Origin of the sequence: Streptomyces sp. NBC_00258 (genome assembly GCF_036182465.1) — a bacterium.
GTDB lineage: Bacteria > Actinomycetota > Actinomycetes > Streptomycetales > Streptomycetaceae > Streptomyces.
Genome location: NZ_CP108081.1, coordinates 654,270 through 676,152, shown reverse-complemented (window position 1 = coordinate 676,152; position 21,883 = coordinate 654,270). Strand labels below are relative to the sequence as shown.

General features: G+C 68.3%; 24 protein-coding genes and 5 pseudogenes. 18 read left to right on the top strand and 11 right to left on the bottom strand.

All coding sequences use genetic code 11. The features are described 5' to 3' along the window. Window positions 1-98 precede the first annotated feature (98 nt). Both OG718_RS03040 and OG718_RS03035 read left to right on the top strand, forming a co-directional pair. A complete protein-coding gene (locus tag OG718_RS03040; protein ID WP_328843115.1) occupies window positions 99-653 on the top strand; it encodes a hypothetical protein in 555 nt (184 codons plus the stop codon). A gap of 342 nt (window positions 654-995) precedes the next feature. Next, the gene (locus OG718_RS03035) at window positions 996-1,205 is read left to right on the top strand and encodes a hypothetical protein (RefSeq protein WP_328843114.1); all 210 of its coding nucleotides are present in this window, start codon (window positions 996-998) and stop codon (window positions 1,203-1,205) included. A gap of 41 nt (window positions 1,206-1,246) precedes the next feature. Here the strand turns inward: OG718_RS03035 and OG718_RS03030 are convergent. Beyond that, window positions 1,247-2,202, bottom strand: a pseudogene (locus OG718_RS03030) (transposase family protein). A 102-nt stretch (window positions 2,203-2,304) separates the two neighbouring features. Between OG718_RS03030 and OG718_RS03025 the strand changes: the two are divergent. The 4 genes from OG718_RS03025 to OG718_RS03010 all read left to right on the top strand — a co-directional run bounded on the left by OG718_RS03025 (window position 2,305) and on the right by OG718_RS03010 (window position 4,460). Then, the gene (locus tag OG718_RS03025; protein ID WP_328843113.1) at window positions 2,305-2,928 is read left to right on the top strand and encodes an SMI1/KNR4 family protein; all 624 of its coding nucleotides are present in this window, start codon (window positions 2,305-2,307) and stop codon (window positions 2,926-2,928) included. Between the two features lie 168 nt (window positions 2,929-3,096). Further along, entirely contained in the window at window positions 3,097-3,303 is a 207-nt protein-coding gene (locus OG718_RS03020; protein WP_328843112.1) for a hypothetical protein, read from the top strand. Window positions 3,304-3,789: 486 nt separating this feature from the next. After that, window positions 3,790-4,092 (top strand): hypothetical protein, encoded by a 303-nt coding sequence (locus tag OG718_RS03015; protein WP_328843111.1) that lies wholly within the window; start codon window positions 3,790-3,792, stop codon window positions 4,090-4,092. Beyond that, window positions 4,089-4,460 carry a fic family toxin-antitoxin system, toxin component gene (locus OG718_RS03010; protein WP_328843110.1) on the top strand — a complete coding sequence of 124 codons (372 nt, stop codon included), beginning with the start codon at window positions 4,089-4,091 and terminating at the stop codon, window positions 4,458-4,460. The genes OG718_RS03015 and OG718_RS03010 overlap by 4 nt, the downstream gene beginning before the upstream one ends. Window positions 4,461-4,522: 62 nt before the next feature. On the opposite strand, the gene OG718_RS03005 is transcribed toward OG718_RS03010, so the two are convergent. Beyond that, the gene (locus OG718_RS03005; protein WP_328843109.1) at window positions 4,523-4,744 is read right to left on the bottom strand and encodes a hypothetical protein; all 222 of its coding nucleotides are present in this window, start codon (window positions 4,742-4,744) and stop codon (window positions 4,523-4,525) included. Between the two features lie 449 nt (window positions 4,745-5,193). Here OG718_RS03005 and OG718_RS03000 point away from each other — a divergent pair, with 449 nt between their 5' ends. The 3 genes and pseudogenes from OG718_RS03000 to OG718_RS02990 all read left to right on the top strand — a co-directional run bounded on the left by OG718_RS03000 (window position 5,194) and on the right by OG718_RS02990 (window position 6,863). Beyond that, entirely contained in the window at window positions 5,194-5,538 is a 345-nt protein-coding gene (locus OG718_RS03000; RefSeq protein WP_328843108.1) for a hypothetical protein, read from the top strand. Window positions 5,539-5,692: 154 nt separating this feature from the next. Further along, a pseudogene (locus OG718_RS02995) lies at window positions 5,693-6,032 on the top strand (transposase); the annotation flags it as partial. Between the two features lie 30 nt (window positions 6,033-6,062). Beyond that, window positions 6,063-6,863, top strand: coding sequence for an alpha/beta fold hydrolase (locus OG718_RS02990; protein ID WP_443054876.1), 801 nt, complete (start codon window positions 6,063-6,065; stop codon window positions 6,861-6,863). 71 nt (window positions 6,864-6,934) lie between these two features. Here OG718_RS02990 and OG718_RS02985 read toward each other — a convergent pair whose 3' ends face one another. Together OG718_RS02985 and OG718_RS02980 are read right to left on the bottom strand one after the other, a co-directional pair. Beyond that, the gene (locus OG718_RS02985; protein ID WP_328843107.1) at window positions 6,935-8,365 is read right to left on the bottom strand and encodes an aromatic amino acid lyase; all 1,431 of its coding nucleotides are present in this window, start codon (window positions 8,363-8,365) and stop codon (window positions 6,935-6,937) included. Continuing rightward, a complete protein-coding gene (locus OG718_RS02980) occupies window positions 8,359-8,718 on the bottom strand; it encodes a hypothetical protein (protein ID WP_328843106.1) in 360 nt (119 codons plus the stop codon). Before OG718_RS02980 ends, OG718_RS02985 begins: the two co-directional genes overlap by 7 nt. A gap of 118 nt (window positions 8,719-8,836) precedes the next feature. Between OG718_RS02980 and OG718_RS02975 the strand changes: the two genes are divergently transcribed. Together OG718_RS02975 and OG718_RS02970 are read left to right on the top strand one after the other, a co-directional pair. Then, window positions 8,837-9,151 (top strand): hypothetical protein, encoded by a 315-nt coding sequence (locus tag OG718_RS02975; protein WP_328843105.1) that lies wholly within the window; start codon window positions 8,837-8,839, stop codon window positions 9,149-9,151. A 1-nt stretch (window position 9,152) separates the two neighbouring features. Next, window positions 9,153-9,461: an aromatic prenyltransferase gene (locus OG718_RS02970; RefSeq protein WP_328843104.1), complete on the top strand. Its 309-nt coding sequence runs from the start codon at window positions 9,153-9,155 to the stop codon at window positions 9,459-9,461. Window positions 9,462-9,554: 93 nt separating this feature from the next. Here OG718_RS02970 and tnpA read toward each other — a convergent pair. Next, window positions 9,555-9,818 (bottom strand): annotated as a pseudogene (gene tnpA / locus OG718_RS02965) (IS200/IS605 family transposase); the annotation flags it as partial. Between the two features lie 13 nt (window positions 9,819-9,831). Between tnpA and OG718_RS02960 the strand changes: the two are divergent. Then, entirely contained in the window at window positions 9,832-11,049 is a 1,218-nt protein-coding gene (locus OG718_RS02960; protein WP_328843103.1) for an RNA-guided endonuclease InsQ/TnpB family protein, read from the top strand. A 109-nt stretch (window positions 11,050-11,158) separates the two neighbouring features. Beyond that, the gene (locus OG718_RS02955) at window positions 11,159-12,820 is read left to right on the top strand and encodes an IS1182 family transposase (RefSeq protein ID WP_443054875.1); all 1,662 of its coding nucleotides are present in this window, start codon (window positions 11,159-11,161) and stop codon (window positions 12,818-12,820) included. A 178-nt stretch (window positions 12,821-12,998) separates the two neighbouring features. On the opposite strand, the pseudogene OG718_RS54320 reads toward OG718_RS02955, so the two are convergent. The 6 genes and pseudogenes from OG718_RS54320 to OG718_RS02930 all read right to left on the bottom strand — a co-directional run. Beyond that, window positions 12,999-13,237, bottom strand: a pseudogene (locus OG718_RS54320) (IS481 family transposase); the annotation flags it as partial. Window positions 13,238-13,395: 158 nt separating this feature from the next. Beyond that, a complete protein-coding gene (locus OG718_RS02950) occupies window positions 13,396-13,752 on the bottom strand; it encodes a DoxX family protein (protein ID WP_328843101.1) in 357 nt (118 codons plus the stop codon). Window positions 13,753-14,156: 404 nt separating this feature from the next. After that, a pseudogene (locus OG718_RS02945) lies at window positions 14,157-14,297 on the bottom strand (transposase); the annotation flags it as partial. Window positions 14,298-14,315: 18 nt separating this feature from the next. After that, a complete protein-coding gene (locus tag OG718_RS02940) occupies window positions 14,316-15,164 on the bottom strand; it encodes a TniQ family protein (protein WP_328843100.1) in 849 nt (282 codons plus the stop codon). A gap of 292 nt (window positions 15,165-15,456) precedes the next feature. Then, a complete protein-coding gene (locus OG718_RS02935) occupies window positions 15,457-16,110 on the bottom strand; it encodes a TetR/AcrR family transcriptional regulator (RefSeq protein WP_328843099.1) in 654 nt (217 codons plus the stop codon). Further along, complete coding sequence (locus tag OG718_RS02930) at window positions 16,107-17,039, bottom strand: alpha/beta fold hydrolase (protein ID WP_328843098.1); 933 nt, start codon at window positions 17,037-17,039, stop codon at window positions 16,107-16,109. Before OG718_RS02930 ends, OG718_RS02935 begins: the two co-directional genes overlap by 4 nt. A gap of 108 nt (window positions 17,040-17,147) precedes the next feature. Between OG718_RS02930 and OG718_RS02925 the strand changes: the two genes are divergently transcribed. The 5 genes from OG718_RS02925 to OG718_RS02905 all read left to right on the top strand — a co-directional run bounded on the left by OG718_RS02925 (window position 17,148) and on the right by OG718_RS02905 (window position 21,871). Further along, window positions 17,148-17,597 (top strand): hypothetical protein, encoded by a 450-nt coding sequence (locus OG718_RS02925; RefSeq protein WP_328843097.1) that lies wholly within the window; start codon window positions 17,148-17,150, stop codon window positions 17,595-17,597. Continuing rightward, window positions 17,594-19,162, top strand: a complete 1,569-nt coding sequence (locus OG718_RS02920; RefSeq protein WP_328843096.1) for a multicopper oxidase family protein — start codon at window positions 17,594-17,596, stop codon at window positions 19,160-19,162. The genes OG718_RS02925 and OG718_RS02920 overlap by 4 nt, the downstream gene beginning before the upstream one ends. A gap of 129 nt (window positions 19,163-19,291) precedes the next feature. After that, window positions 19,292-19,624 (top strand): methionine adenosyltransferase domain-containing protein, encoded by a 333-nt coding sequence (locus tag OG718_RS02915; protein WP_328843095.1) that lies wholly within the window; start codon window positions 19,292-19,294, stop codon window positions 19,622-19,624. A 37-nt stretch (window positions 19,625-19,661) separates the two neighbouring features. After that, window positions 19,662-20,642, top strand: a complete 981-nt coding sequence (locus tag OG718_RS02910; protein WP_328843094.1) for a carbohydrate kinase family protein — start codon at window positions 19,662-19,664, stop codon at window positions 20,640-20,642. Continuing rightward, window positions 20,639-21,871: a class I SAM-dependent methyltransferase gene (locus tag OG718_RS02905; protein WP_328843093.1), complete on the top strand. Its 1,233-nt coding sequence runs from the start codon at window positions 20,639-20,641 to the stop codon at window positions 21,869-21,871. The genes OG718_RS02910 and OG718_RS02905 overlap by 4 nt, the downstream gene beginning before the upstream one ends. Window positions 21,872-21,883: the final 12 nt, after the last annotated feature.

Below are 21,883 nucleotides of genomic sequence, written 5' to 3'. Positions count from 1 at the left end.
GCTGTTGGTGCGCAGCAAGGAGGTTGTCACATGGGGCCACAACGGTGAGCGGGTGGTATTGACCGGCGTAGCGGGAGCAGGCGAAGCGTGAACGTCAGGTGCAGAAGGCCACAGAGAAGCGGAAGGCGTATCTGACGGAACTCGAACTGGCGCTGGAGCATGAGCGGTTCGGTGATGTGCGGGGTCTGCTGAGGGTGATCTCCCAGCGGCCGGACAGTGACGTTGCGCTGACCCGGGCGCAGATCGATTTTCTGAAGGCTGCCAGGGCCCGTGTATGGCGGGGGCTCGGCAAACTGCAGGACCAGGTCGCGCGCAAGAAGTGGATTCAGCGCAACTGCCCGACGTGCAATGCTCGTCATGAGCAGGAGTGTTTCGACGACGTCCCGGACGGTCAGCCGCTGCGGCGCTTCGGTGGTCACGACGAGCGGCTCCAGCTGGTTGTCGCCTCCTGGGAAGAGGTCGCCGCCCGTGAACGGGCGCAACGCGGCGGGGGCACGGCTTCGCGCAGCAGTGGGACCACGACCGAGGACCTGGCCCGGAGTGGGTCACACGTGTCGTGCCCCACCTTGCAAGGCTTCGGCGGGACGGCCGTGCACAGTGCCGGGCAGCCACCAGTCTGCTTTCAACTCGCTCAGGCACAGCAACGGCAGTGATCGACGTGCAGAGCTCCCGTGGCACCGCACCTGCAGTCAGGCACGGTAGGGCGGTCAGGCCTGCTCGACCCGACTTGCCGTGGTAGGGGTTCGGCTCGTGCGATGGCCACGCAGAGTGGAAGGCCCGGCCTCGCGGCCATCGCACTGGGTGGTCGTCACACGAGGCCGAGCGTGGTCAGCGAGAGCCCCAGCGGGCCGGACGAACTGGAGCACGCTGGCGCCGCGATGACCGAACGTTTCGACCACGGTCGAGATAATTGTGGTGAGCCCGGCGGTAAAGGAGACTGGCGGACGGGCAGCCCCGACCTGGGCGCCCGGCTCCGCAACAGGGGGAAAATGCTCATGCGCAGTGTCGCTCGCCTGTCCGCCGGCCTGCTCGCCGCCGTTGCACTCAGCGTAGGCTTCACACCCGGCGCCTCCGCCGCCGAGCCCGGCCGCACTGCACCCACCAAGCCGCTGCCCTGGGAGGCCTCCCAACTCCCCACCGGCGCCGGAGAGTTCACCTCCCGGTGCGTCGGCGGCTGCATCCATTACGGCCTGCCCCACGATTGATGTTGGGCCGTGCTGACCTTGCCGTTCGGCTGGTGGATGATTCAGCAGGCCGTCGTGCGGACGAGCACGAGTTCGGCAGTCGCATTGTGCTGCGTGGCCCGCTGGGCTGCGCGGTCAGAAACCAGGCTGGCGATGGCGCGGTGGGTCTCGGCGTACTCCTCGCGTCGTCCGGTGTACCGCTGTAGCGGGCGCCACTGCCGGGGCTCGGCGTTGGCGTGCTCGACGCAGATTCGTCGAGAGGATTGACGGCGGCGCATCTCACGCCATCCGTACCGCTCGGTCAGCGGTGTGTTGCTGATGTCCTTCGGTTTCCTGGGCGTGCGCTGACCTGTCCGGGGAACTCGTTGGCCAGCCCTCGGTAGCCCTCGTCGACTTCCGCTTTCACGGCGGGATACTGCCGGAACTGCTCTGCGATGCCCTCGGTGCGCACTGCGGTCCGGTCATGCATCCGGCCGGGCCGGGTGGCGCCGGACCACAGAGTGCGGCCCTGGTGGTCGCTGATCGTGGTGGTCTTGATGGTGTTCTGTCTACGCTTGCCGGAGACGAAGGCCCGGCGCCCGGGGCTGTGCGCCTGCGGGCGGCGGACCTGGGTCTCGGTGCCGTCGATCCTCAGCGTGACGTTCTCGGCCGCGGCATAGGCGAACACGTCCTGCAGCGTCCGTAGCCGAAGGCCGGGCCGGTCCGGCACCGCGAATCCACGCGCGGCCAGCAGCGAACGGATCTCGCTGATCGCCCGCCCGATGGTGGAAGAACCCACGTCGTAGATCGCTCCGAGTGCCTCGTGGGTCAGTCCCGTCCGCAGGTGGACGAGCGTCACCAGGACCCGGTCGGTGAAGACCAGCTCGTACTTCGGCCCGGCGCCGGCCTTCCGCTTCCGGGCTCCGTGCCGCCGCTCGTGCCGGGCTGATTCGCACCGTGCGTCCCAGCGTGTCGCGAGCTCGGCGATCAACTCTCCCAAATGGCGAGCCGAGATACCGCAGAACGCGCGGTGCGACATGGCGGCACGAGCCTGCTTGATCTTCACACCTCAAGAACCTGGCAGGGCGCATCCATGTCACGGCAGAGTCCTGACGGATCGCTCGCGTCTACCCTCACCTGCATGACGACCGATTGGATAGCGGAAGACCAACGCATCGCTCGGGGGCGGCGCTTTGACGAGCTGAGCAGTCCGCCCGCAATTCAGGTCGCCTCCCCGCCGCCATTGTCCGAAGCGGAGATCTGCGAAGCGGAGGCAGAGCTGGGCATCGCGTTTCCGGACCAGTACCGAGAGTATTTGCTCCGGCAGAGTGCCGGCGGCGCGTTGAACCGCCTATGCCGATCCGCGGCAGGCTGGGGCTGGCATGGAGACTCAAGCACCAACTACGACTTGCTCACTGCTGACTTCCCGCATCCCGACTCCTACCGTGCTTACGAGGATGAGCTGGACGCGCGAGAGCCGCTGACGCAGGACTTCCCGGACCACAACGCCTATCAAGCGGCGTGGGAGCAGTGGGACGCTGAGTACGGGGTGTTCCAGGAGCGCAAGACGTCTGGCGCTGTATTCATCCAGGACAACGGCTGTGGCTTCTCGACCCTGCTCATTGTCACCGGTCCGCACCGGGGCTCACTATGGTTCGACGGCCGAGCCACCTGCGATCAGATCCTTCCTCTGAACCTGTGCGGTCAGCCCGTGTCGTTCATGGACTGGCTCGCTCACAGGTCCATGGATCTGGTCGGCTGGTGAACGCGGTCGGGCCGACACCGGGCGAAGCCGGTCCGCCAGCCCGGTCGCAAAGGCCTTGACTCAATCACCGATGAGAACTCTCGGTCAGGCTAATCGCGGGTCAGGTCGTTAGCGCGCTCGTCCGAACTCACCGCCTACGCGCGTCCCGGACATCTCCGCGACGTCTCCATGCAGGTCGGCCACAACACGGTCGTCAACGTGGTCGGAAAACAGGACCACGATGCGCTGATCTTTCAAGGGATCGGCGCTCACCGCCGCCGCGTCCAGTACGGGCTGATCGACCAGAATGACCTCTCCGCGCTGAACCCGAGTTCCCGTACACCCTCGGCGACCTCCGCAACCGCATCGGCTGCGCTGTCGACTTCCTACTTCTGACGGACAAGGAACTCAAGTAGTCGACGAGTCGAGGTCGTCTACGCCTACCTCCAGGCCAGCGGCATCCAGGTCAAGGTCGACAGCCAGAAAGCGATCACGCTGGTTGTCGGCGCCGTCAAGGGGCGCCGCGACGTGTCGCGGAGGAGATGAAAGGGGACCATGGCGGCACCGGATCGTCGTGCGCCGCGGCGGGACTCCGGGGCTTCACCAGCCACGCCGGGCCGGCCAGCGCCGATACCTGGGACCGGTCCTGGGCGGCGCAGGGGGATCCGGAGCGGGACGCGTACTGACGCGCTCGAGCGCTTCTGCACCCTCTTCGGCATGGTTGTGGCCACCAATCCCGGCGTCGAGGGCACCCGTGTTCTGGAGGAGCGCCTGCGGGAGAGGTCACCGCTGGAACAAAACCACCAGTAGGGGGCGCTCATCGATCGCCGAGCCTGGTAGACCCTCGGACTAAAGGGCGGACACGCTGGTACCGTCGCCTGTATGGACCAGAACGGATCCCAAGTGCCGCCTTTCGAGCCGGAGGAGTACGCGCGCGTCGTGGCCGCTGCCGACATCGTCGGCAAGTCCCCCCAGGACTTCGTCCGCGAGGCCGCGCTCAAGGCTGCCGACGACCCGTTCCTCAAGGCTCTCGGAAAGACCCGCGACCGCGTTCCGCAGCTCGCCGAGGTCTTTGCCACCCAGGACACTGGCGCAGCCGGCGCCGGCACGGCCGCGTGGCCCGACCCGGCGCCGATGAGCAGCCACGATCTGCACGAGATCCAGCAGCACGGTCACGCCGCGTGACGAGGTTCCTCACCCCGCAAGAGCTACTGCAGATCGCCCAGACCCTCCCGGGCGACCCTGCCTGCCTCGACCTTGGCGTGCTGGACGCTGTCTGCGCCCGGGTCCAGGCTCGCTATATGGGCCGCGACGTGTACGCCAGCGACTGGCTCAAGGCCGCCGCGATGCTGGAGACGGTCGCGTTGCACGAGCCGCTCGAAGCGAAGAACGAGTTCTTCGCCTGGCTTGTCGCCGAGACCTTCCTCAACACCAACGGCCAGATTCTGCACTACGAGCCGGAGGAAGCCCTCGCGCTCGTTATGCGCGCCAAGCACAAGGGTGCCCGCGTTCAGGAGATCGCTGCGCAACTGCGCTCCTGGTCCACCGGCTGACTCCGCCTTCTCCGCGGGGAGGGCGGTCGGCTCGCGGGTAGACCGGGAGCGTAGCGGCAGTGTCAGACCGCGGTGAGTTGGAGGAGCTCGGGTACGCCTTGAGCGTGCCGGTAGGGCTGGAAGCGGGGGAGCAGGTCGCGGACGAGGTTCGCGCAGCGCGGGGCGCCGATGCGGCGGGCCAGGATGAGTGACTCGGTGGCGGCGGCGGGTTCGGGGTCGTTGAGGCTGAGGTAGCTGGCGGCCAGAGAGTGGACGCCGACGATGAGTGCCCTGTGTGTTTTCACCTCGCCCGGCCGGGTGGAAGACGGCTGGCTTGCCCTCGCCGCGGCGGACCTTCAGGCCGCCGAGCGCTCCCGGATTCCGGTGGCCCCTGTGAAGCAGTGGTGTCCCGACCTGACGCTGGCGCAGGCCTACAGGGTCCAGTGGACCAACATCGAGACCCGGATCATCGGCGGTGCCCGCATCGCCGGGCACAAGGTGGGGCTGACCTCGCTCGCCATGCAGCAGCAGATGGGCGTCGACGAGCCCGACTCGGGCGTCCTGCTGGACGACATGATTGTGCCGAGCGGCAGTGTGCTGAAGCTTCGCGGCCTCGTGGTGCCCCGGGTGGAGACGGAGATCGGCGTCCGGCTCGGCCGCCCGCTGCGGGGCCCGGCCGTCGATGTGGATGAGGCCCGGGACGCGCTCTGCGAGGTGTTCCTGGCTCTCGAAGTGATCGACACGTGCTACGCGCGTGGCAGAGCGCGCTGGAGGCCTCCGTGGCCGACAACGCGTCGGCGGCGCGGGCGTCGTGGGAGCCGCTGTCCCGCTGCGTCCGTGCCTCGATCTGTGCGCGGAAGAACTCACGCTGAACGTCAACGGAGAGAAGGCTGCCATGGGGGAGGGGCGGGCCGTGCTGGGCAACCCGCTCAACGCCGTTGCCTGGCTGGCCCGTCGGCTGGGCGACTACGGCGCGGGATTGCGCGCCGGGGATCTCGTGCTGCCGGGATGGGTACACGCCAGCCTTCCCCTTGGGGCCGGAAGCGAGATCCGGGCCTCCTCGCCGCATCTGCCTCCGGTATCCCTGCGCATCGCGTGATCCTTCCCCCGGCCGCTCGCCGACGGGTGACTTTCCCGGCGAGTGCACCCCCGCGCGCTGGCGCTCATTTCCAGCTCTCCCATCGAAGGAACGAAGGGTGGCCATGTCTGATACCGGAACGTCACGTGTCGCGGTGCTGGGCGTCGGACTGGTGTTCGTGCAGCTCTACGGCGCGAAGTTCCCCAAGGCGGTCAAGAAGATCACCGACGATCAGGAGCAGTTGCTGGCGTTCTACGACTTCCCAGCCGAGCACTGGATCACCTGCGGACCACGAACCCCATCGAGTCCACGTTCTCCACCGCCGGCTGCGGACCAAGGTCACCCGCGGGGCCGGTTCCCGCACCGCCGCCCTGGCCATGGTCTTCAAACTCGTCGAGTCCGCCCAGTAACGGTGGCGGGCCGTGAACGCACCCCACCTCATCTCCCTCGTCCGCGCTGGCGGCCGCATTGAACGCGGCCAGCTCGTCGAACGCCCCGAGGCGGTTGCGGCATGATCAAGGCCAGCCGATTCCCTGGGGGCCGACGTGGCATGGTCTGAACACGTGGTGGTGCGAGACGGTGTCCGGCTTGCCTGCCGGGACTGGGGCGGCCCGGGACAGCCCATCGTGCTGCTGCACGGCCTGGCCGGTCACGCGGGTGAATGGGACGTGCTGGCACGGAAGTTGAGCTCCCGCTATCGGGTCGTCGCCCTCGACCAGCGCGGGCACGGCGCCAGCGAGCGCCACCCGCAGGACGTCTCCCGCGCCGCCTACGTCGCCGACGTCATCGCCATTGTCGAGCAACTGGCGCTGCGGCGGCCCGTCCTGGTCGGCCAGTCACTGGGCGGGCACACGGCCATGCTCACCGCCGCTGCGCACCCCGGGTTCGTCCGCGCGCTCGTGCTCGTCGAGGCCGGCTCCGGCGGTCCGGACCCGAACGGTCCCGTGGACATCGGTGGATGGCTCGACTCGTGGCCGACACCGTTTCCCTCACGTGAAGCGGCAGCTGCATTCCTCGGCGGCGGACCGGTCGGCGCAGGCTGGGCGGCCGGCCTGGAAGAACGCGACGGCGGATGGTGGCCCCGCTTCGACCGGGACGTGATGGTCCGATCGCTGGCGGAGAACGCCCAGCGTTCCTTCCGCCACGAGTGGGGGCAGGTCGCGTGCCCCACCCTGGTCGTCCTGGCCCAATCCAGCTTCATCCCCGCGCAGGAAGCCGACGAGATGCTCCGGCAGCGGCCCGCCACCATGGCCATGAGCATCCCCGGCACCGGCCACGACCTGCACCTGGAACAGCCTGGGATCCTGCACACCGCGCTCTTGGGCTTCCTCGAAGCCCTCGCCTGAAACTCCTACGCGGTCACAACGACACCAAAGTCAGACCATGCGCACGGCCATCGATCCACAGATCCTGACAATTACTCCAGGGCGCCCGTCCTCATTTTCGTCCTTTGCGGGTTGTCGGCGAGCTTGGGCAGCAGGCGTGTCGCTGCGGTGATGTCGGCGGTGAGGTCGCGGTCGGCCGTCTCCATCGGCAGGTCGTCGTAGAGACCGCCCAGTCGCGTACCGCGCAGTCGTAATGCGCGGACGGCGGCCACGAGTTCACACGCCAGGACAGTGCGGTAGTCGTCCACCGCGGTCAATGCCTGGCGCGCACCGTGCGAAGCGAAGCTGGCGTCTTCCTCCACCCCGCGCGACAGCGTGACACTCTGGACTGCCGTCGGCGTGGCGAGGGCTCTCAGCGAGCCGAGCGCGGAGGCCGCGACGTACTCGCAGGCCATCACGCCCGACGCGCCGGCGGCCCCCGCCCCGAGGAACGGCGTCAGTGCGGTGAATCCGGGCTCGGTGAGCATGGACACTCTGGCCATGGCCAGCTGCGCCGACTGGGCGGCGGCGGAGACGGTCGTATCGAGTGCCTGCGCCAGGTACGCGGCGTGGAAGCCACCGTGATGGGCAACACCGTGACCGGGCAGCAGTGCGGGATTCTCGGACGGGGCGTTCGCCATGCGGCAGACGACGTCGTCGAGGTGGGAGAGGGCGTCGATGAACGCACCGTGCACCTGCGGCATGCTGCGCAGTCCCAGCGGGTCCTGAATGCGCGTGGGCGCCGGTGTCGAGGGGATGAGCCGGCGCATCGACCGGCATACCTCGCGTACCCCGCTGAACGGCGTCACGCGCTCGACGACCTCGGCGAACGCCTCGGGATTGCCGTCCACCGCCGCGAACGTCAGCGCCGCCACCGTGATCGCGGACCGTGACAGAACGGCGAGCGAGGCGTGGGCGAGCGCAGCGTCTGCGATCGTGGCGGCGTTGCTGTTGATGACCGGCATGGCGTCCTTCGGGTCGCACGCGACGGGTGCCACGAGCGCCGTGGATGTTCGGACCTCTCCGAGCAGCGAGAGGATGGTGACCGCGAGCGCCGGGAGGTCACCGGTGCCGATGCTGCCCACCTCGCGCACGGGCGGCAGCGCGTCGGCCGCGAGCATGACCACCAGGCCGTCGAGGAGTTCAGGCGCCGCGCCGCTGCCTCCGGCGGCGAGCTGATTGAGGCGGACGGCGAGCATCGCGCGCACGCGCTCGGGACTCCGCAGCGGCCCCGCGGATGTGGCGTGGCTGCGCAGGAGGGCCAGGGCATGTGCGTTCGCGTCGTCGATGGCGACGTCGCGATTGGCGCCCACACCTGTCGATCTGCCGTACACCGCGCGTTCGGCGCTGACCTGCACCGCATGTTCGAAGGATTGCGCAGCCCGTGATCGTGCCTCTTCGGCGAGCCGGACAGCTGTCTCCCCGTATGCGAGGGCCGCGATGCCGGAACAGTTCAGATTGATGCCGTCGACGGTGATCAACACGCCTCCAGTCGATACCGGGAGCTCAGGCTCGCAAAGGCGCTGTACCGGCGGCGTCGTGGGTGGCCGGTCAGCCGCCGCGCGAGCCCTGCCAGCCCTTCCAGCAACGCCGGTTCCGCCACTATTCCGGCTGCGTTGCGATGGGCGCGGGCCACCGCGCAGTCCACGCTGAGCTCCGCCCTGGCCACCTGCTCTGCCCCGGTGGCCGGTTCTACCTCGGGTGGTGCGGGCGCGGCGGTGCCGGTGCAGTCGGCCGCCTGCACCGCGTAGGGGGCGGCGCGCGGATCGCTCAGGATCCGGTGGGCGAGCGGGAACAGCGGCGGCCGCGGCTTCGTGAACTCCTTGGCTCTGCTCACACCGGCTCCTGGGCCGTGACGGCGGTGGGCCCTCGGTCGGTTCGCTCACCGGCAGGCCTGTCTCAGGTGTGGGGGAGGGCTCAGGGCGTATTCGAGGAGTGGTCAATGTGCGTGTCGCGTGCGGGCAGCGGTGCTTCAAGCCTCGTTGCAGGTTCCCGTACGCGGTCTGATCGAGCCCACGGACCATTCCGCCGGCTCCGTCGTCTCGGACTTCAAGGAGCGGTTTCCCGTCGGCATGTACGGCATCGATATCGATGTGGTCGGCGGATTTAAGAAGGCACACACTGCCTTCCCCTCCGATGACTTGTGTGAGCTGAAGTATCTCCTCGGCTTCCCGTCCATGCCGAGCTCCCTGGCCGAGAGCGCCGGGCTGTTGGCCTGGTACGGCCTGGAGACGGTGAACGGGAGTCCCGGTCGACTACAAGCGCCATGAGGTGAACCGCTACTGCGACCGTGCCACCACTGAGCTTCTCGATCCGGACCACGTCCAGTCGATGCTCCGTGAGATGGGATTGAGGCAAGCCGGTGAGCAGGGGCTGGAGTTCACGAAGAAGACGATCGCCATCTATCCCACCCTCAACTGGGACTCCTCGAAGATTGTGCGGATCTGCGTCGCCGTGATCACCAACGATCCGGCGACGGCCCTCACCGCGTCGGAGTACGAGGCCGGCCAGATGCGGGAATACGCCACCGCCGCTTCGCACGCGTACGTCGTTGAACGGCGTGCGCTGGTCTACCTTTGATCTTGGCCAGTGCTCCGCCGTTTTCGGCGGGGGTGAAGGCCCTCTCAGGGCTGCTCTGACCCGCGCTTTGAGCACGGGTCCGTAGTGTTGTCCTCAGCCGACGGGGCGTTGCTGGTTCTCGATGTACTGCTTGACGACGGTCAGCGGTGCCCCGCCGCAGGACCCGGCGAAGTAGGAGCCGGACCAGAAGTGTCCGCCCCACAGGTAGCGGCGGACATGGGCGTCGTATTCCTGGCGCAGGCGTCGGGAGGAGACGCCCTTGAGGCTGTTGACCAGCTTGGAGAGCTGGACCTTGGGTGGGTAGTGGACGAGGAGGTGGACGTGGTCCTGTTCGCCGTTGAACTGCTTCAGCCTCGCCTTGCCCCCTGCCATGGCGTGCAAGGCTGACGAGCAGGCGCACGCGGCCCGCACGATGTGGAACTGCCTGCACGCGTGGTGGCAGATGATGCCGAAGGAGAAGCGGACGCTCGGACACGCGGACGCCGCGATCCGCCAGGCCCGCCAGGACATCGATTTCCTCGCCGTCCTTCCCGCTCAGGCCGCGCAAGCGGTGCTGAAAACGTATTTCCAGGCGTGGAAGAATTGCTGGGACGGCCGGGCGGACGCCCCGAGCTTCAAGGCCCGTTGCCGCACCGCCCTGACCGTGGATGTGCCACAGGGCCGGGACCTGAACATCGTCCGTGTCCACCGCCGGTGGGGCATGGCCAACCTGCCGAAGATCGGCCGTGTCCGCTTCCGCTGGACCAAGGGCCTCCCCGTCGGTAAGCACGCCGACAAGGAGAACCGGATCACCGGCGCCCGGCTGGTCAAAGACCCGCTCGGCTGGCACATCGCCTTCCGCATCCAGACCCTCGAACCCGTCCCGGAACCCCACCTGGGGCCGCAGGTCGGCATCGACGTTGGCATCACCGTGCCCCTCGCACTCTCCGACGGCCAAACATACGAGCACGGCGAATGGCTGACCGAGCAGGAGCGGGCCAAGCTCCTGGGCCTGGAGCAGCGCGCCGCCCGCTGCAAGAAGCACCGCAGGCCGACAGAGCGCACCTCCCGCCGGCTGCACCATACCTACGACCAGATCGCAGGACTGCGCGCGAAAGCCAAGCGCCGGGCCGCGGACTGGCAACACAAGACCACCACCCAGATCGCCGACACGTACTGCGTCGTGGTGGTGGAAGCACTCCAGATCACGAACATGGTCAAGTCCGCCAGGGGAACCGTCGAAGAGCCGGGAACGAACGTCGCCCAGAAGTCCGGGCTGAACCGCTCGATCAGCGCAGAGGCATGGGGCCGCACGGTCACCCTGCTGACGTACAAGCTCACCCGCCGGGGTGGCACCCTGGCCAAAGTCCCCGCCCCGGGCACCTCCCGGCGTTGCTCAGCCTGTGGGTTCACCACCCCCGGCAGCCGGGAGACCCAGGCCCTGTTCGTGTGCAAGAACCCCGGCTGCAGATGGTCCGGCAACGCAGACCACAACGCGGCCCGGAACATCTTGCACCTGTACCGGACGGGCCGCCACGGGCTCGTCCCGGTTGCCGGGAGGGCAGTCGTCAGGCGCGCACCGCGCGTCAAGCCACCCACCGCAAGGTAGGGCGGAATCTCCCCCGTTTACGACTCCGTTGGGAAATCCGTGATTCGAGCAGGCCCGTGTCGTTTGCCTTGTTGATGGCTATGGTCGTTGGCGGGGTGGGGAGAGCGGGATGTCGCTGGAATCGCGGTCGGATGATGGGGTGCCTGAGCTGACGGCCCGGGTGGTGCGGGCCGCGTTCCCCAAGGGGACCTTGGCCATTCGGATCCGGGAAGTCCTCGGCACGCTGTTCACGGACGAGGATTTCGCCGGGGCCTTTCCTGATCGGGGTCGGCCCGCGATCTCGCCAGGCGCTCTGGCGCTGGTGTCGGTGCTGCAGTATGCCGAGGGGCTGTCCGACCGGCAGGCCGCTGACCAGGTGCGAGCCAGGATGGACTGGAAGTTTTTGCTGGGGTTGGAGCTGGATGATCCGGGGTTCGACTTCACCGTTCTGGGAGACTTCCGCTCCCGTTTGATCACGCACGGGCTGGAGGAGCGGGTTCTGGAGGCGGCGCTGGCCCGGTTGTCGGGCGCCGCGCTGCTGCGAGCCGGCGGCCGTCAGCGCACCGACTCCACGCACGTGCTGGCCGCGGTGCGCACGCTCAATCGGATGGAGTTCGTCGGCGAGACTCTGCGGGCGGCGCTGGAGGTGCTGGCCGCAGCCGCCCCGGACTGGCTGACGCCGTTGATCAGCCCAGCGTGGGTGCAGCGGTATGGAGCCAAGGTCGACAACTACCGCTTCCCGAAGGGGGAAGACGTCCGCCGGGAATGGGCCAAGCAGGTCGGCCGGGATGGGTTCGCTCTCCTGGACGCCATCGACGAAACGGCGGCTCCCGTCTGGCTGCGCGAGGTCCCTGCGGTCCGCGTCATGCGCCAGGCCTGGGCAGAGCAGTATCACCGGGACGGGCAGGGGGTGCGCTGGCGGGAGGGCAGGGACCTCCCGCCAGGCAGAGACCGGCTGTCCTCGCCGTATGACACCGACGCCCGCTACGGCGTCAAACGCGGGTCGGGCTGGTGCGGTTACAAGGTCCACCTGAGTGAGACCTGCGAGCCGGACGCACCGCATCTGATCACGAATGTGGAGACCACGGACGCCACCGTCAACGACACCGAGGTCACCGCACAGGTCCACCAGCACCTGGCTGAGCGGGAGTTGAAACCTCGTGAGCATGTGGTGGACGCAGGATATGTCACCGCCGCCCATATCCTGGCCGCCCGCGAGGACCACGGCATCGACCTGGTCGGCCCCGTCGGCATCGACACCCACCACAGCGGACGCGACACGCAGGCACCGGACTTGACCCAGGCTGCCTTCAAAACGGACTGGGAGGCCAGGAACGTCACCTGCCCCGGCGGAGCGGTCAGCGGCAGCTGGTCCCAACAGCGCAAGGCCAGCGGTACCCCGCTCGTCCGAGTGCACTTCGCACTCGCCGACTGTGACGCATGCCCATTGAGACCGAGGTGCACCAAGGCAGCCAACGGCAAGTGGGGCCGCAGCCTTACCCTGCTGCCCCGCGAGCAGCAGCAGATCCTCGAAGAGCAACGCGCCGAGCAGCAAACCGACGCATGGAAGGAACGCTACAACGTGCGTGCCGGGGTGGAGGGCACCATCTCCCAGGCCGTCCGCCGCACCCACCTGCGACGCACTCCCTACCGAGGCCAGAGCAAAACCCGCCTCGCCAATGTCCTCTCCGCCACCGCCCTCAACATCATCCGCGTCGACGCCTGGCTGAACGAGACCCCACTCGGCACCACTCGCGTCTCCCACCTCGCACGCCTCACCCTCGCCGCATGACCCGAACCCGAGAGCCGATTTGCGGATTTCCCAACGGAGTCGTTTACGTGGGAGATCGCTTCAAGGTCTAGCCCTGTCGCCGGAGAAGGAGTACTACAAGCTCGGGGTTTACTACCAGATCAGTGATTACCAGCGAAAGCTGGTGAAGGCGTTCGCCGCCCTCCAGGACTAGGTGAATGTGCGGTCGGTGGCAGTCGTAGTGGACGTCCCCGATGGCGAGTGCGTCGCCGCGTTGCTGTTCCGCTGTCTATGTCCGCGTGTGGAGGAACTGTTCGGCGAGGATGCGGGCTGTCCCTCTCGACCCTGCCGGTGTGCCGCGGTGTACATAAGGGGTGATCCGCTGGTGTCGGGCCCCGAGGAGGGCCTGGGCGAACGTGCCCGCCAGCCTCTGCGGTAACACCAGCCGTTGTCACAGACGCCGAGCAGCCGCGGTAGACGCAACTGAGTCCTCCCAGGACGACCGCTGGGAGGACTCAGTTCGCTGCCCGGCGCGCGGTACCGCCGGCTGGAAGCCTGCTTCCGGGGAACGGCGACGGCTACTTCGACGGCAGGCGCGGAACTGGCGGACACCGCGGTTACCAGGAGCCGTGGTGGACCAGGCCCAGGGTGAGGGCAGCCACCGCGGTGGCCAGGAACACCACCCCGCCCACGATGTCGCGAGAGCCCACCCGCAAGTGGGCGATGATTGCGCCGATGAAGTACAGCACGAGGCCACAGGCAGCGAGAGTGCCCAGCAGCGGCACGGCGAGCCCGGCCAGCAGCCCCACGGTGCCCGCTGCCAGCAACGTGCCCAGCACCGGTACGTACTTCCGGGGCAGGCCCTTCATGTCTGCCTGGGTCTTGGGGTATTCGTGGCCGATCAGGTAAGTGATGGCGGCGGCGCCGTTGAAGACCGCGCCGAGGATGGTGACCGTGACGTAAGCGACGAACACGTTCTCTCCGTTCTGTGGGGACAATGTCGCCGGGCGCCCCTGTTGCGGGATGCCGTTTCCTGAAGGACAAGCGCAGCGACTCGATTTGTGACATCGGTCGGCCGCCGGGTACGCCAGTAGCCCGAACGCCTGGCAGGCGTTGCGCAACACCATGCGATGGTGCGGTCGGGGGGCTTCCTGTGCGTCGATGATCGCACCGGTCGTCCCGCGCGCGACCCCAGGGCGGGAACCGGCTCGACGTGCTCCTCCCGGGGCGTATGTCGCGTCGTGACCGCTCTGCGGGGTTCGCCCTCACGGCAGGCCTTGGTCCGGTGGACGGTCTTGCGTGATGCGCATGCGACTGCCGGATACGGAGTGGGAGTTCACCGGGCCGTACCTGCCGGTCGGCGAGTACGGCCCCCGCCTCGCTGCAGGTTCTGCTCGTTGCCGTCCGGCAGCCGCGGGGCCATGGCCTGGACGGACTTGCGGCAACCGTCCACCATCAGTCCCCGCACATAACAGTCGCTCTTGGTCCGCTGGTCCTTGCGCGGCACCGAGGAGAACACGTCAGCCTTGAATAACGCCTATGCCGCCCGAGAACGGTTCACTTCATGTGCATCCACACACCCACCATGCCGCTGAACACCACCGACCGAAAGACCTAACGGAGTCCTAATGCCCTGTGGAGTCTGCTGCGCGGTGATGGCTTTGATGGTGGAAGCGGCGCACTCGTCCACGCAGGTGGCCAGAGCGTCGGGACAGGCTGCGGCCCCCGGGGGCTGGCTGAGCTTGAGTAGATGAGTTGTAGCGATCAGATCGGGGAAGAAGTAGGGATCCTTGACTTCACCGATCTCGCCAGGGGGTTCCGGGGCGAGCGCTTGGGCGAGTCGTTCCTGCAACGCGATGAGCTGGCGTAGATCTGATGCCGCCACGGATGGCTGGGAGCCGATAGATTCGGCATCCAACCGTGCGCCACAGGCGACGGCCGTCGTGAAACGCCCGGGCATCGTCGACCGCGAACCGCCGGGAATGAGCGGATTGCAGCATTGGGTTGGGTGCCGGCTGATGGTGGGCTGCTTGATCAGGCTGTGGCGCTTTCGTTCAGGGCTGTTCAGAGGGCGGGTGCAAGCAGGGCAGGTGTACTTGAGGAGGCAGTGGTGTTGAACGCAGGCAAAGACGACGGGCCGGTACCAGCGCAGCTGCCAGGGGCCGCCGTAGGCATTCTGAATCGCGCGGCCGTCTCCCGACAGGCACTGCGGGCAATACCGGCTGGAAGCAGCCATGGCCCAGTTGGCCAGGGCAGTACCTCCGATGCGGGCCGTGTCCGAGCGGACTTGCCGCAGGGCGGGGCAGGTGCACGCGAGGCGGGCCAGAGTCAGGGCCGTGGCCTCTGGACGATTGGAGCGCGCGGCGCGGGAAGTAGTCGGCGACATCGTCGGACATGGATCGCAGGAGCGCGGACGAGGTGTAGTTGTGGCTCCGGCCCACGCCGGTCAGTTCAGCGACGCGGATTGGTGAGCGCCCCATCCGGAATGCGAGGCGCATCAAGTACCCGGCCAGGACTCCTCGGGCAACGGAGCGAGACTGCGCGGAAGGCTCCGGAATCGAAAGGTGGCGGAACCGACGTGCTCTTCACGATGCTCCGCGACGGCACCTTCTACGCCCCCTAACCCACGTCCGCGGGTTGACGAAACCCATAGGGGGCACCCCCGCGCGCGCGGCCGGTCAGGTCAGTCGCTCGAAGCCGTCCAGCATCGCCGTGAGACCGATTCCGTAGTGCTCGTCGATCTCCGTGTCGTCCGCCGCCCGAGCCAGGATGTTGTACGCGGATGAGTCGGGCGAGGGCTTCCGGCTCCGGCTCTGCGCGCCGAGCTGAACCACCGCGAGACTCAGTGCGTGGCCGATGGTGAACTCCCGTAGACAGCGCGCGATCTGCAGAGCGTGCGCAGGGGTGAAGCCTGCGTCCTGGAGCAACTCGATGATCCGTACCCCTGTGTCGATCGAGGCACGGGAGCGCACCGGACGAGTCGCGAAGACCGATACGGCGTGCGGATGGGCGAGCAGGGTGTCCCGCAGCCGCCAGCAGTACCTCTCGGCCACCTCGCGCCAGGCGGAGTCCCAGGGCAGCGAGTCCACGTCGAGTTCGTCGAAGAGCGCCTCGGCGATACCGTCGAAGAGCGCTTCCTGGTCGCTGAAGTAGCGGTACACCGCCATCGGGTCGACCCCGAGTCCCGACCCGAGCTTGCGCATCGAAAAGTTGTCGAGCCCGTTGGTGTCGATGAGTGCCAGCGCAGCGGCGGCGATGTACGAACGGTTTAGGGGTGGTCTGACGGACGGGGACGGCCGCTTGCCTTCCGCGGTGCTCTTGCGGGTCGTCATGACGAGAACAGGTCCAGAATCGAGGTCAGCCGCCGAGTGAATTCCTCCGGAAGCTGCTGGTAGACCGTGTGGCCGCCGGGGAACTCCTCGCATGCTACGCCGAGCAGGCCGCCCAGGACGTGAGCGGGGCGGTGGTACGGGCGCCCGACGCTGTCCAGCCCCGTGGCCACGCACCACGGCACGCCGACGTCCCGCAACGCCTCCAGGTCGGGCTGGTACGCGAAGCAGAATTCAGGCAGTTCCCGCTCGATGAGCAGGGCGGAGTTGCCGAGGATGCGGGTCATCGTGTCCGGCTCGCGTCCGGTCACCCGGCGCAGGGGGCTGCCCGCTGCGAGCAACAGGCGAGAGGTCGCGGCGATCACCGCCTGCCCCCTCGGGGACACGAACATCCGCGGCGGCCGCGGCATCGTCATCGCGCCGAACGCCGCCGACGCCCGCAGCGGCCCCTTCTCCAGCCCGAGCCGCTCGATGTCCTCGAGCGCCCTGCGCTCCGGGCTGTCGGCGGGCAGCAGCTGCACGAGCGGCGGCTCGTGGACGACCGTGCCCAGCACCCGCCCGGCGTGGCGCGCCAGTAGGTCCAGCGCGATGACGGCGCCGCCGCTGTTGCCGAAGACGTACGCCCGGTCGATGCCGTAGTGGTCCAGAATCGCGATCACGTCGTCCGCCTGCCGGGCCACGTCCACGGGAGCCGCCGGGTCGGCGAGGGGGCTGCGCGAGTTGCCCCGCCGGTCGAAGGTGATCACCGTGAATCGCTGGGCGAGCAGTGGCACAACGTCCTCGTACATCCCGGCGTCGCCGCCTCCGCCCGGAATCAGTATCAGCGCGGGCCCCTGACCGACCCGCTCCGTGTGCAGTCGCGCGCGGGAGACCAGGACGGTTCCGGTGGGCGCAACCCTCGATCGTTCGCGAGTCGACCCGTGCTCGTTCATGTGAGTTCTCTTTCGCTTCTTACCCTGAGGTGTGGTTGTGTCTACGACGTAGTTCCAGTTGAGTCTACGGTGTAGTCCAATGAGTTTACGAATGGGGGAATCCCAGTCATGAGTGCGGAAGTGGCGGACGGGAAGACCGCGGCGCCGGAGACGGAGGCGCGGGCCCGCAGGAGGCAGGCGTACGCGCGGGTGTACGCGGTGCTGATGTACACCGTCGCCCTCGCCTATTTCGGGCAGGCGGTCCTGGCCGGCCAGTTCATGTCGGGCAGTTACGACGCGCTGCGGTGGCACCAGTACGGCGCGACCCTCTCCGACGTCCTCCTGTTCTTCGCGCTGGGCGCGGCCACCCTGCTGCGGTGGCACGGCAAGGGGAGGATATGGCCGTTCCTGTCGGCGCTCGCGCTGCTCCTCGCCAACCAGGCGCAGAACGGCGCGGGCGCCGCCCGGCTGCTGTCCCTGCACATCCCGCTCGGCGTCGCGATGATCGCGGGTGCCGTGGTGGTCGCCCTGCGGGTCCGGCGCGCCGGCGAGCCCGCCGACACCGGATCCTCCTCATGAGCGGGCGCGTCTCGCGGCGCTCCCTGCTCCTGGGCACCGGCGCCGCCGCGCTGGCCGTCGGCGGGGCTGGCGTACTGGCCGTCGGCTTCCGGGGCACGAGTTCCACCGGCACCCTGCTGGCCAGCGAGACTCCGCTGCCTAAGGCCTTCCAGAAGCCGCTGTCCGTGCCGCCCGTACTCAAACCGACCGACACCAAGGGCGGCACGGACACCTACGAGATCACCCAGCGCCGGGCGACTGCCGAAATCATCGACGGACTGCGCACCCCCATCTGGGGATATGACGGCATCCTCCCCGGGCCGACCCTCGTCACCCGGCGCGGCCGTAGAACCATCGTACGCCACCGCAACGAACTGCCCGTGCCCACCGTCGTCCACCTGCACGGCGGCAGGAGCGCGCCCCGGCACGACGGCTACCCGACCGACCAGATCTTGCCGGCGAGCGGTGCCTACAAAGGCGCCCACAAGGGTGCCCACCACGGCGATGGCGATCTCAGCCAGGGCACGCGCAGCTACGAGTACGACACCGACCAACGCGCCGCCACCCTCTGGTACCACGACCACCGGATGGACTTCACCGGGCCGAGCGTGTGGCGCGGCCTCGCCGGGCTGCACCTGATCACCGACGACGAGGAGCGGGCGCTGCCCCTCCCGGACGGCGACCGCGACCTGCCGCTGGTCATCATGGACCGCTCCTTCGACGAGGACGGAGGTCTGCGCTACCCCAGCGTCGACAAGGACCTCGACGCCACCCCAGGCGTCACCTCCCCCTACGAGGCCGGCGTCCTCGGGGACGTGATCCTGGTCAACGGAACTCCCTGGCCGTACAAGGAAGTTGACGCCGTGCGCCTCCGGCTGAGGCTGCTCAACGCTTCCAACGCCCGCCGTTACCGGCTGCGCCTCGACCCCGCCCCGGAGGGCGTGGACGAACCCCTGGTCCAGGTGGCCTCGGACGGCGGCCTCCTCACCCGGCCGCTCACACATCCGTACGTCGATCTCGCCTCGGCGGAGCGCCAGGAGATAGTCGTGGACTTCTCACGCTACCGAGTGGGCCAGAAGGTCCGGCTGGTGAACGACTTCGGCGAGGGACCGACGCGCCAGGTGATGGAGTTCCGTATCGCCCGCAGGGCCAAGGACGAGAGCCGCGTGCCGTCCAAGCTCTCGGTGATCGAGCCCCTGGATGTCGGCCGGGCCGTCAGGGAACGGGACATGGTCTTCCAGTCCAAGTCCATCGGCGACCACCGCGGCTGGACCATCAACGGCAAGCCCTTCTCCGCAGATCACATCCACGCCGCGCCCCGGCTCGGCGACATCGAGATCTGGAACCTCTACACGGACTTCCACCACCCGATCCATCTGCACCTGGTGCACTTCCAGGTGCTGGGCCGCGGTACCAAGGAACCGGGACGCTTCGACCAAGGCTGGAAGGACACCCTGGACCTGCGGCCCTCCGAACAGGCTCGGATCATCACGCGGTTCGACGGCCACCGCGGCAAGTACGTCTTCCACTGCCACAACCTGGAGCACGAGGACATGATGATGATGGGCAACTTCGAGGTCCGCTGACCCGGGCCACCCGCGAGGCGAGGGCCGAGCGGCAGTCGAGCAGTCCTCCAGGCCCGTTCATGGCGGCGGGCATACGTTCCGTGTGCCTCACCGAGTCCGTAGCGACGACCGCGTCAGCTCAGGAGAGTCATGGCCCGCCGCCTGTTCACCTCGGAGTCCGTCACCGAGGGGCATCCCGACAAGATCGCCGACCAGATCAGCGACACCGTTCTCGACGCGTCCGAGGCAGTGGGGCTGTTAGCGGAGACGTTCGGCCCGGCCGAGGCCGACGCGGAGAAGGTCGTGCCAGCTGGCTCCGAGGTCTTCGACCTGCGCCCGGCCGCGATCATCCGCGACCTCGACCTGCTCCGCCCGATCTGCTCCCTGACCGCCGCGTACGGCCACTTCGGCCGCGCACTGCCCGACTTCGCCCGGGAGCGCACCGACCTCGTCGACGTGCCGCGCCGGGCAGCCGGACTCTGACACCGCGCTCGCCGCCCGACGGTTCAAGGAGATTCCTGTGCGCATCGCCGTGACCGGTTCGATCGCCAGCGACCATCTGATGGCATTTTCCGGCCGCTTCGTCGACCAGCTCATGAGCGAGCACCTCGAGAACGTGTCGCTGTCGTTCCTCGCCGACACGCTCGAGATCCGGCGGGGCGGAGTCGCCGCCAACATCGCCGTGGGCCTCGGACGGCTTGGGCTCGACCCCGTCCTGGTGGGTGCCGCCGGAATCGACTTCGCCGAGTACCGCGACTGGCTGCACGCCAACGGGGTCGACACCGACGCGGTCCGGGTGAGCGCGACCCGGCACACCGCCCGCTTCGTGTGCACGACCGACGCCGACCAGAACCAGATCGCCACGTTCTACGCCGGCGCGATGGTGGAGGCGCGGGAGATCGACCTGGTCCCGGTCGCCCGGCGGATGGGTGGAATCGGCCTGGCGATGGTCGGCCCCGACGACCCCGGGGCGATGCTCCGGCACACCGACGCCTGTCGCGAACTGGGCGTCGGCTTCGCGGCCGATCCCTCGCAGCAACTCGCCCGGCTGGACCGGGCCGAGACCCGGCGCCTGATCGACAGGGCCCGCTTCCTGTTCACCAACGAGTACGAGGCCGCACTGCTCCAGGAACGCACCGGCTGGAGCGCCCCGCAGGTCCTTGAACGGGTCGGCAACTGGGTCGTCACACGCGGCCAGGACGGTGTCGTCGTCTCCGGCCAGGGGCGGGCGGAGCTTCGGATCCCTGCCGTCCCTGCGACCGGGGTCGTGGACCCGACCGGCGCCGGAGACGGTTTCCGCGCCGGATTCCTCGCGGGCACGGCCTGGGGGTGGCCGCACGAGAGAGCCGCCCGGCTCGGCTGCGCCCTTGCGACCTCGGTGCTCGAGTCCGTCGGCACACAGGAGTACAAGCTGTCCGTCGCCGATCTGCGTCTGAGGATCGAGGAGGCCTACGGGCCCGCGGCGGCCGCCGAGATCACACACGACCTGGAGAGGCGATGACCATCAAAGAGTGCCGCGCCTGCGGCAACCGCACCCTGCTGCCGATACTCGACCTCGGCGCGCAGGCGCTCACCGGCGTCTTCCCGCACACCCGAGAAGAAGTGGTTCCCACCGTCCCCCTCGAACTCGTCCGCTGCTCGCCGGACGGCTGCGGTCTCGTCCAACTACGGCACACCGCCGACTTCGGGCTGATGTACGGCGAGGGATACGGATACCGGTCCGGGCTCGGTGAGTTCATGATCCAGCACCTGGGCGGCAAGGCCGCCCTGCTAGCCGAACTCGCGGACCCCGGCCCGGGCGACCTCGTCCTGGACATCGGCAGCAACGACTCCACCCTGCTGCGCGCCTACCCGACGGACGGGCCCACCCTGGTCGGTATCGACCCGACGGGCGAGAACTTCCGGGAGTACTACCCCGAACACGTCACACTGATCCCGGAGTTCTTCTCCCGTGACGTCTTCACCGGGCACTTCGGCCGGCGCAAGGCCAAGGTCGTCACCTCCATCGCCATGTTCTACGACCTGCCGCGGCCGCTGGAGTTCATGCGGGACGTGCACGACATCCTCGACGACGACGGCGTGTGGCTGCTAGAGCAGAGCTACATGCCGGCGATGCTCGAAGCCACCGCCTACGACGTCGTGTGCCACGAACACCTCGAGTACTACGCCCTGCGCCAGATCGAGTGGATGGCCGAACGCGCCGGACTCACCGTCATCCGCGCGGAGTTGAACGAGGTGTACGGCGGCAGCCTCTGCGTCGTCCTCGCGAGGCAGCCCACGCGCCACCGCGTCGACGAGGCCGGGCTCGCCACGATCCGCGCCCGGGAGGCCGCACTCGGCCTGGACACCATGGCCCCCTTCGAGGCCTTCGCACAGCGGGCCGCCGAATACCGCGCAGGGCTGCGGGACTTCCTCGACACCTCCCGTGAGGCGGGGAAGCTGACCCTCGGATACGGAGCTTCCACGAAAGGCAACGTGATCCTCCAGTACTGCGGGATCACCGAGCGGGACCTGCCGTGCATAGGTGAGGTCAACAAGGACAAGGACGGCCGCTTCACACCCGGCACCGGCATCCCCATCGTCACCGAGGCCGAGGCCAGGTCCCGCCGCCCCGACCAACTGCTCGTACTGCCCTGGATCTACCGCGACGGGTTCGTAGAGAGGGAACAGGCCTACCGGGAGAGCGGTGGCAAGCTCGTCTTCCCGCTGCCCGAACTCAGCGTCGTGTGACGCTTCTTCGCA

Bases quoted from the DNA above. Each gene is read 5' to 3' on its own strand.
- OG718_RS03035 (WP_328843114.1), top strand. From the start codon at position 996: ATGCGCAGTGTCGCTCGCCTGTCCGCCGGCCTGCTCGCCGCCGTTGCA.
- OG718_RS03025 (WP_328843113.1), top strand. From the start codon at position 2,305: ATGACGACCGATTGGATAGCGGAAGACCAACGCATCGCTCGGGGGCGG.
- OG718_RS03020 (WP_328843112.1), top strand. From the start codon at position 3,097: ATGCAGGTCGGCCACAACACGGTCGTCAACGTGGTCGGAAAACAGGAC.
- OG718_RS03015 (WP_328843111.1), top strand. From the start codon at position 3,790: ATGGACCAGAACGGATCCCAAGTGCCGCCTTTCGAGCCGGAGGAGTAC.
- OG718_RS02960 (WP_328843103.1), top strand. From the start codon at position 9,832: ATGGCGTGCAAGGCTGACGAGCAGGCGCACGCGGCCCGCACGATGTGG.
- OG718_RS02955 (WP_443054875.1), top strand. From the start codon at position 11,159: ATGTCGCTGGAATCGCGGTCGGATGATGGGGTGCCTGAGCTGACGGCC.
- OG718_RS02940 (WP_328843100.1), bottom strand. From the start codon at position 15,164: ATGTCGCCGACTACTTCCCGCGCCGCGCGCTCCAATCGTCCAGAGGCC.
- OG718_RS02935 (WP_328843099.1), bottom strand. From the start codon at position 16,110: ATGACGACCCGCAAGAGCACCGCGGAAGGCAAGCGGCCGTCCCCGTCC.
- OG718_RS02930 (WP_328843098.1), bottom strand. From the start codon at position 17,039: ATGAACGAGCACGGGTCGACTCGCGAACGATCGAGGGTTGCGCCCACC.
- OG718_RS02925 (WP_328843097.1), top strand. From the start codon at position 17,148: ATGAGTGCGGAAGTGGCGGACGGGAAGACCGCGGCGCCGGAGACGGAG.
- OG718_RS02920 (WP_328843096.1), top strand. From the start codon at position 17,594: ATGAGCGGGCGCGTCTCGCGGCGCTCCCTGCTCCTGGGCACCGGCGCC.
- OG718_RS02915 (WP_328843095.1), top strand. From the start codon at position 19,292: ATGGCCCGCCGCCTGTTCACCTCGGAGTCCGTCACCGAGGGGCATCCC.
- OG718_RS02905 (WP_328843093.1), top strand. From the start codon at position 20,639: ATGACCATCAAAGAGTGCCGCGCCTGCGGCAACCGCACCCTGCTGCCG.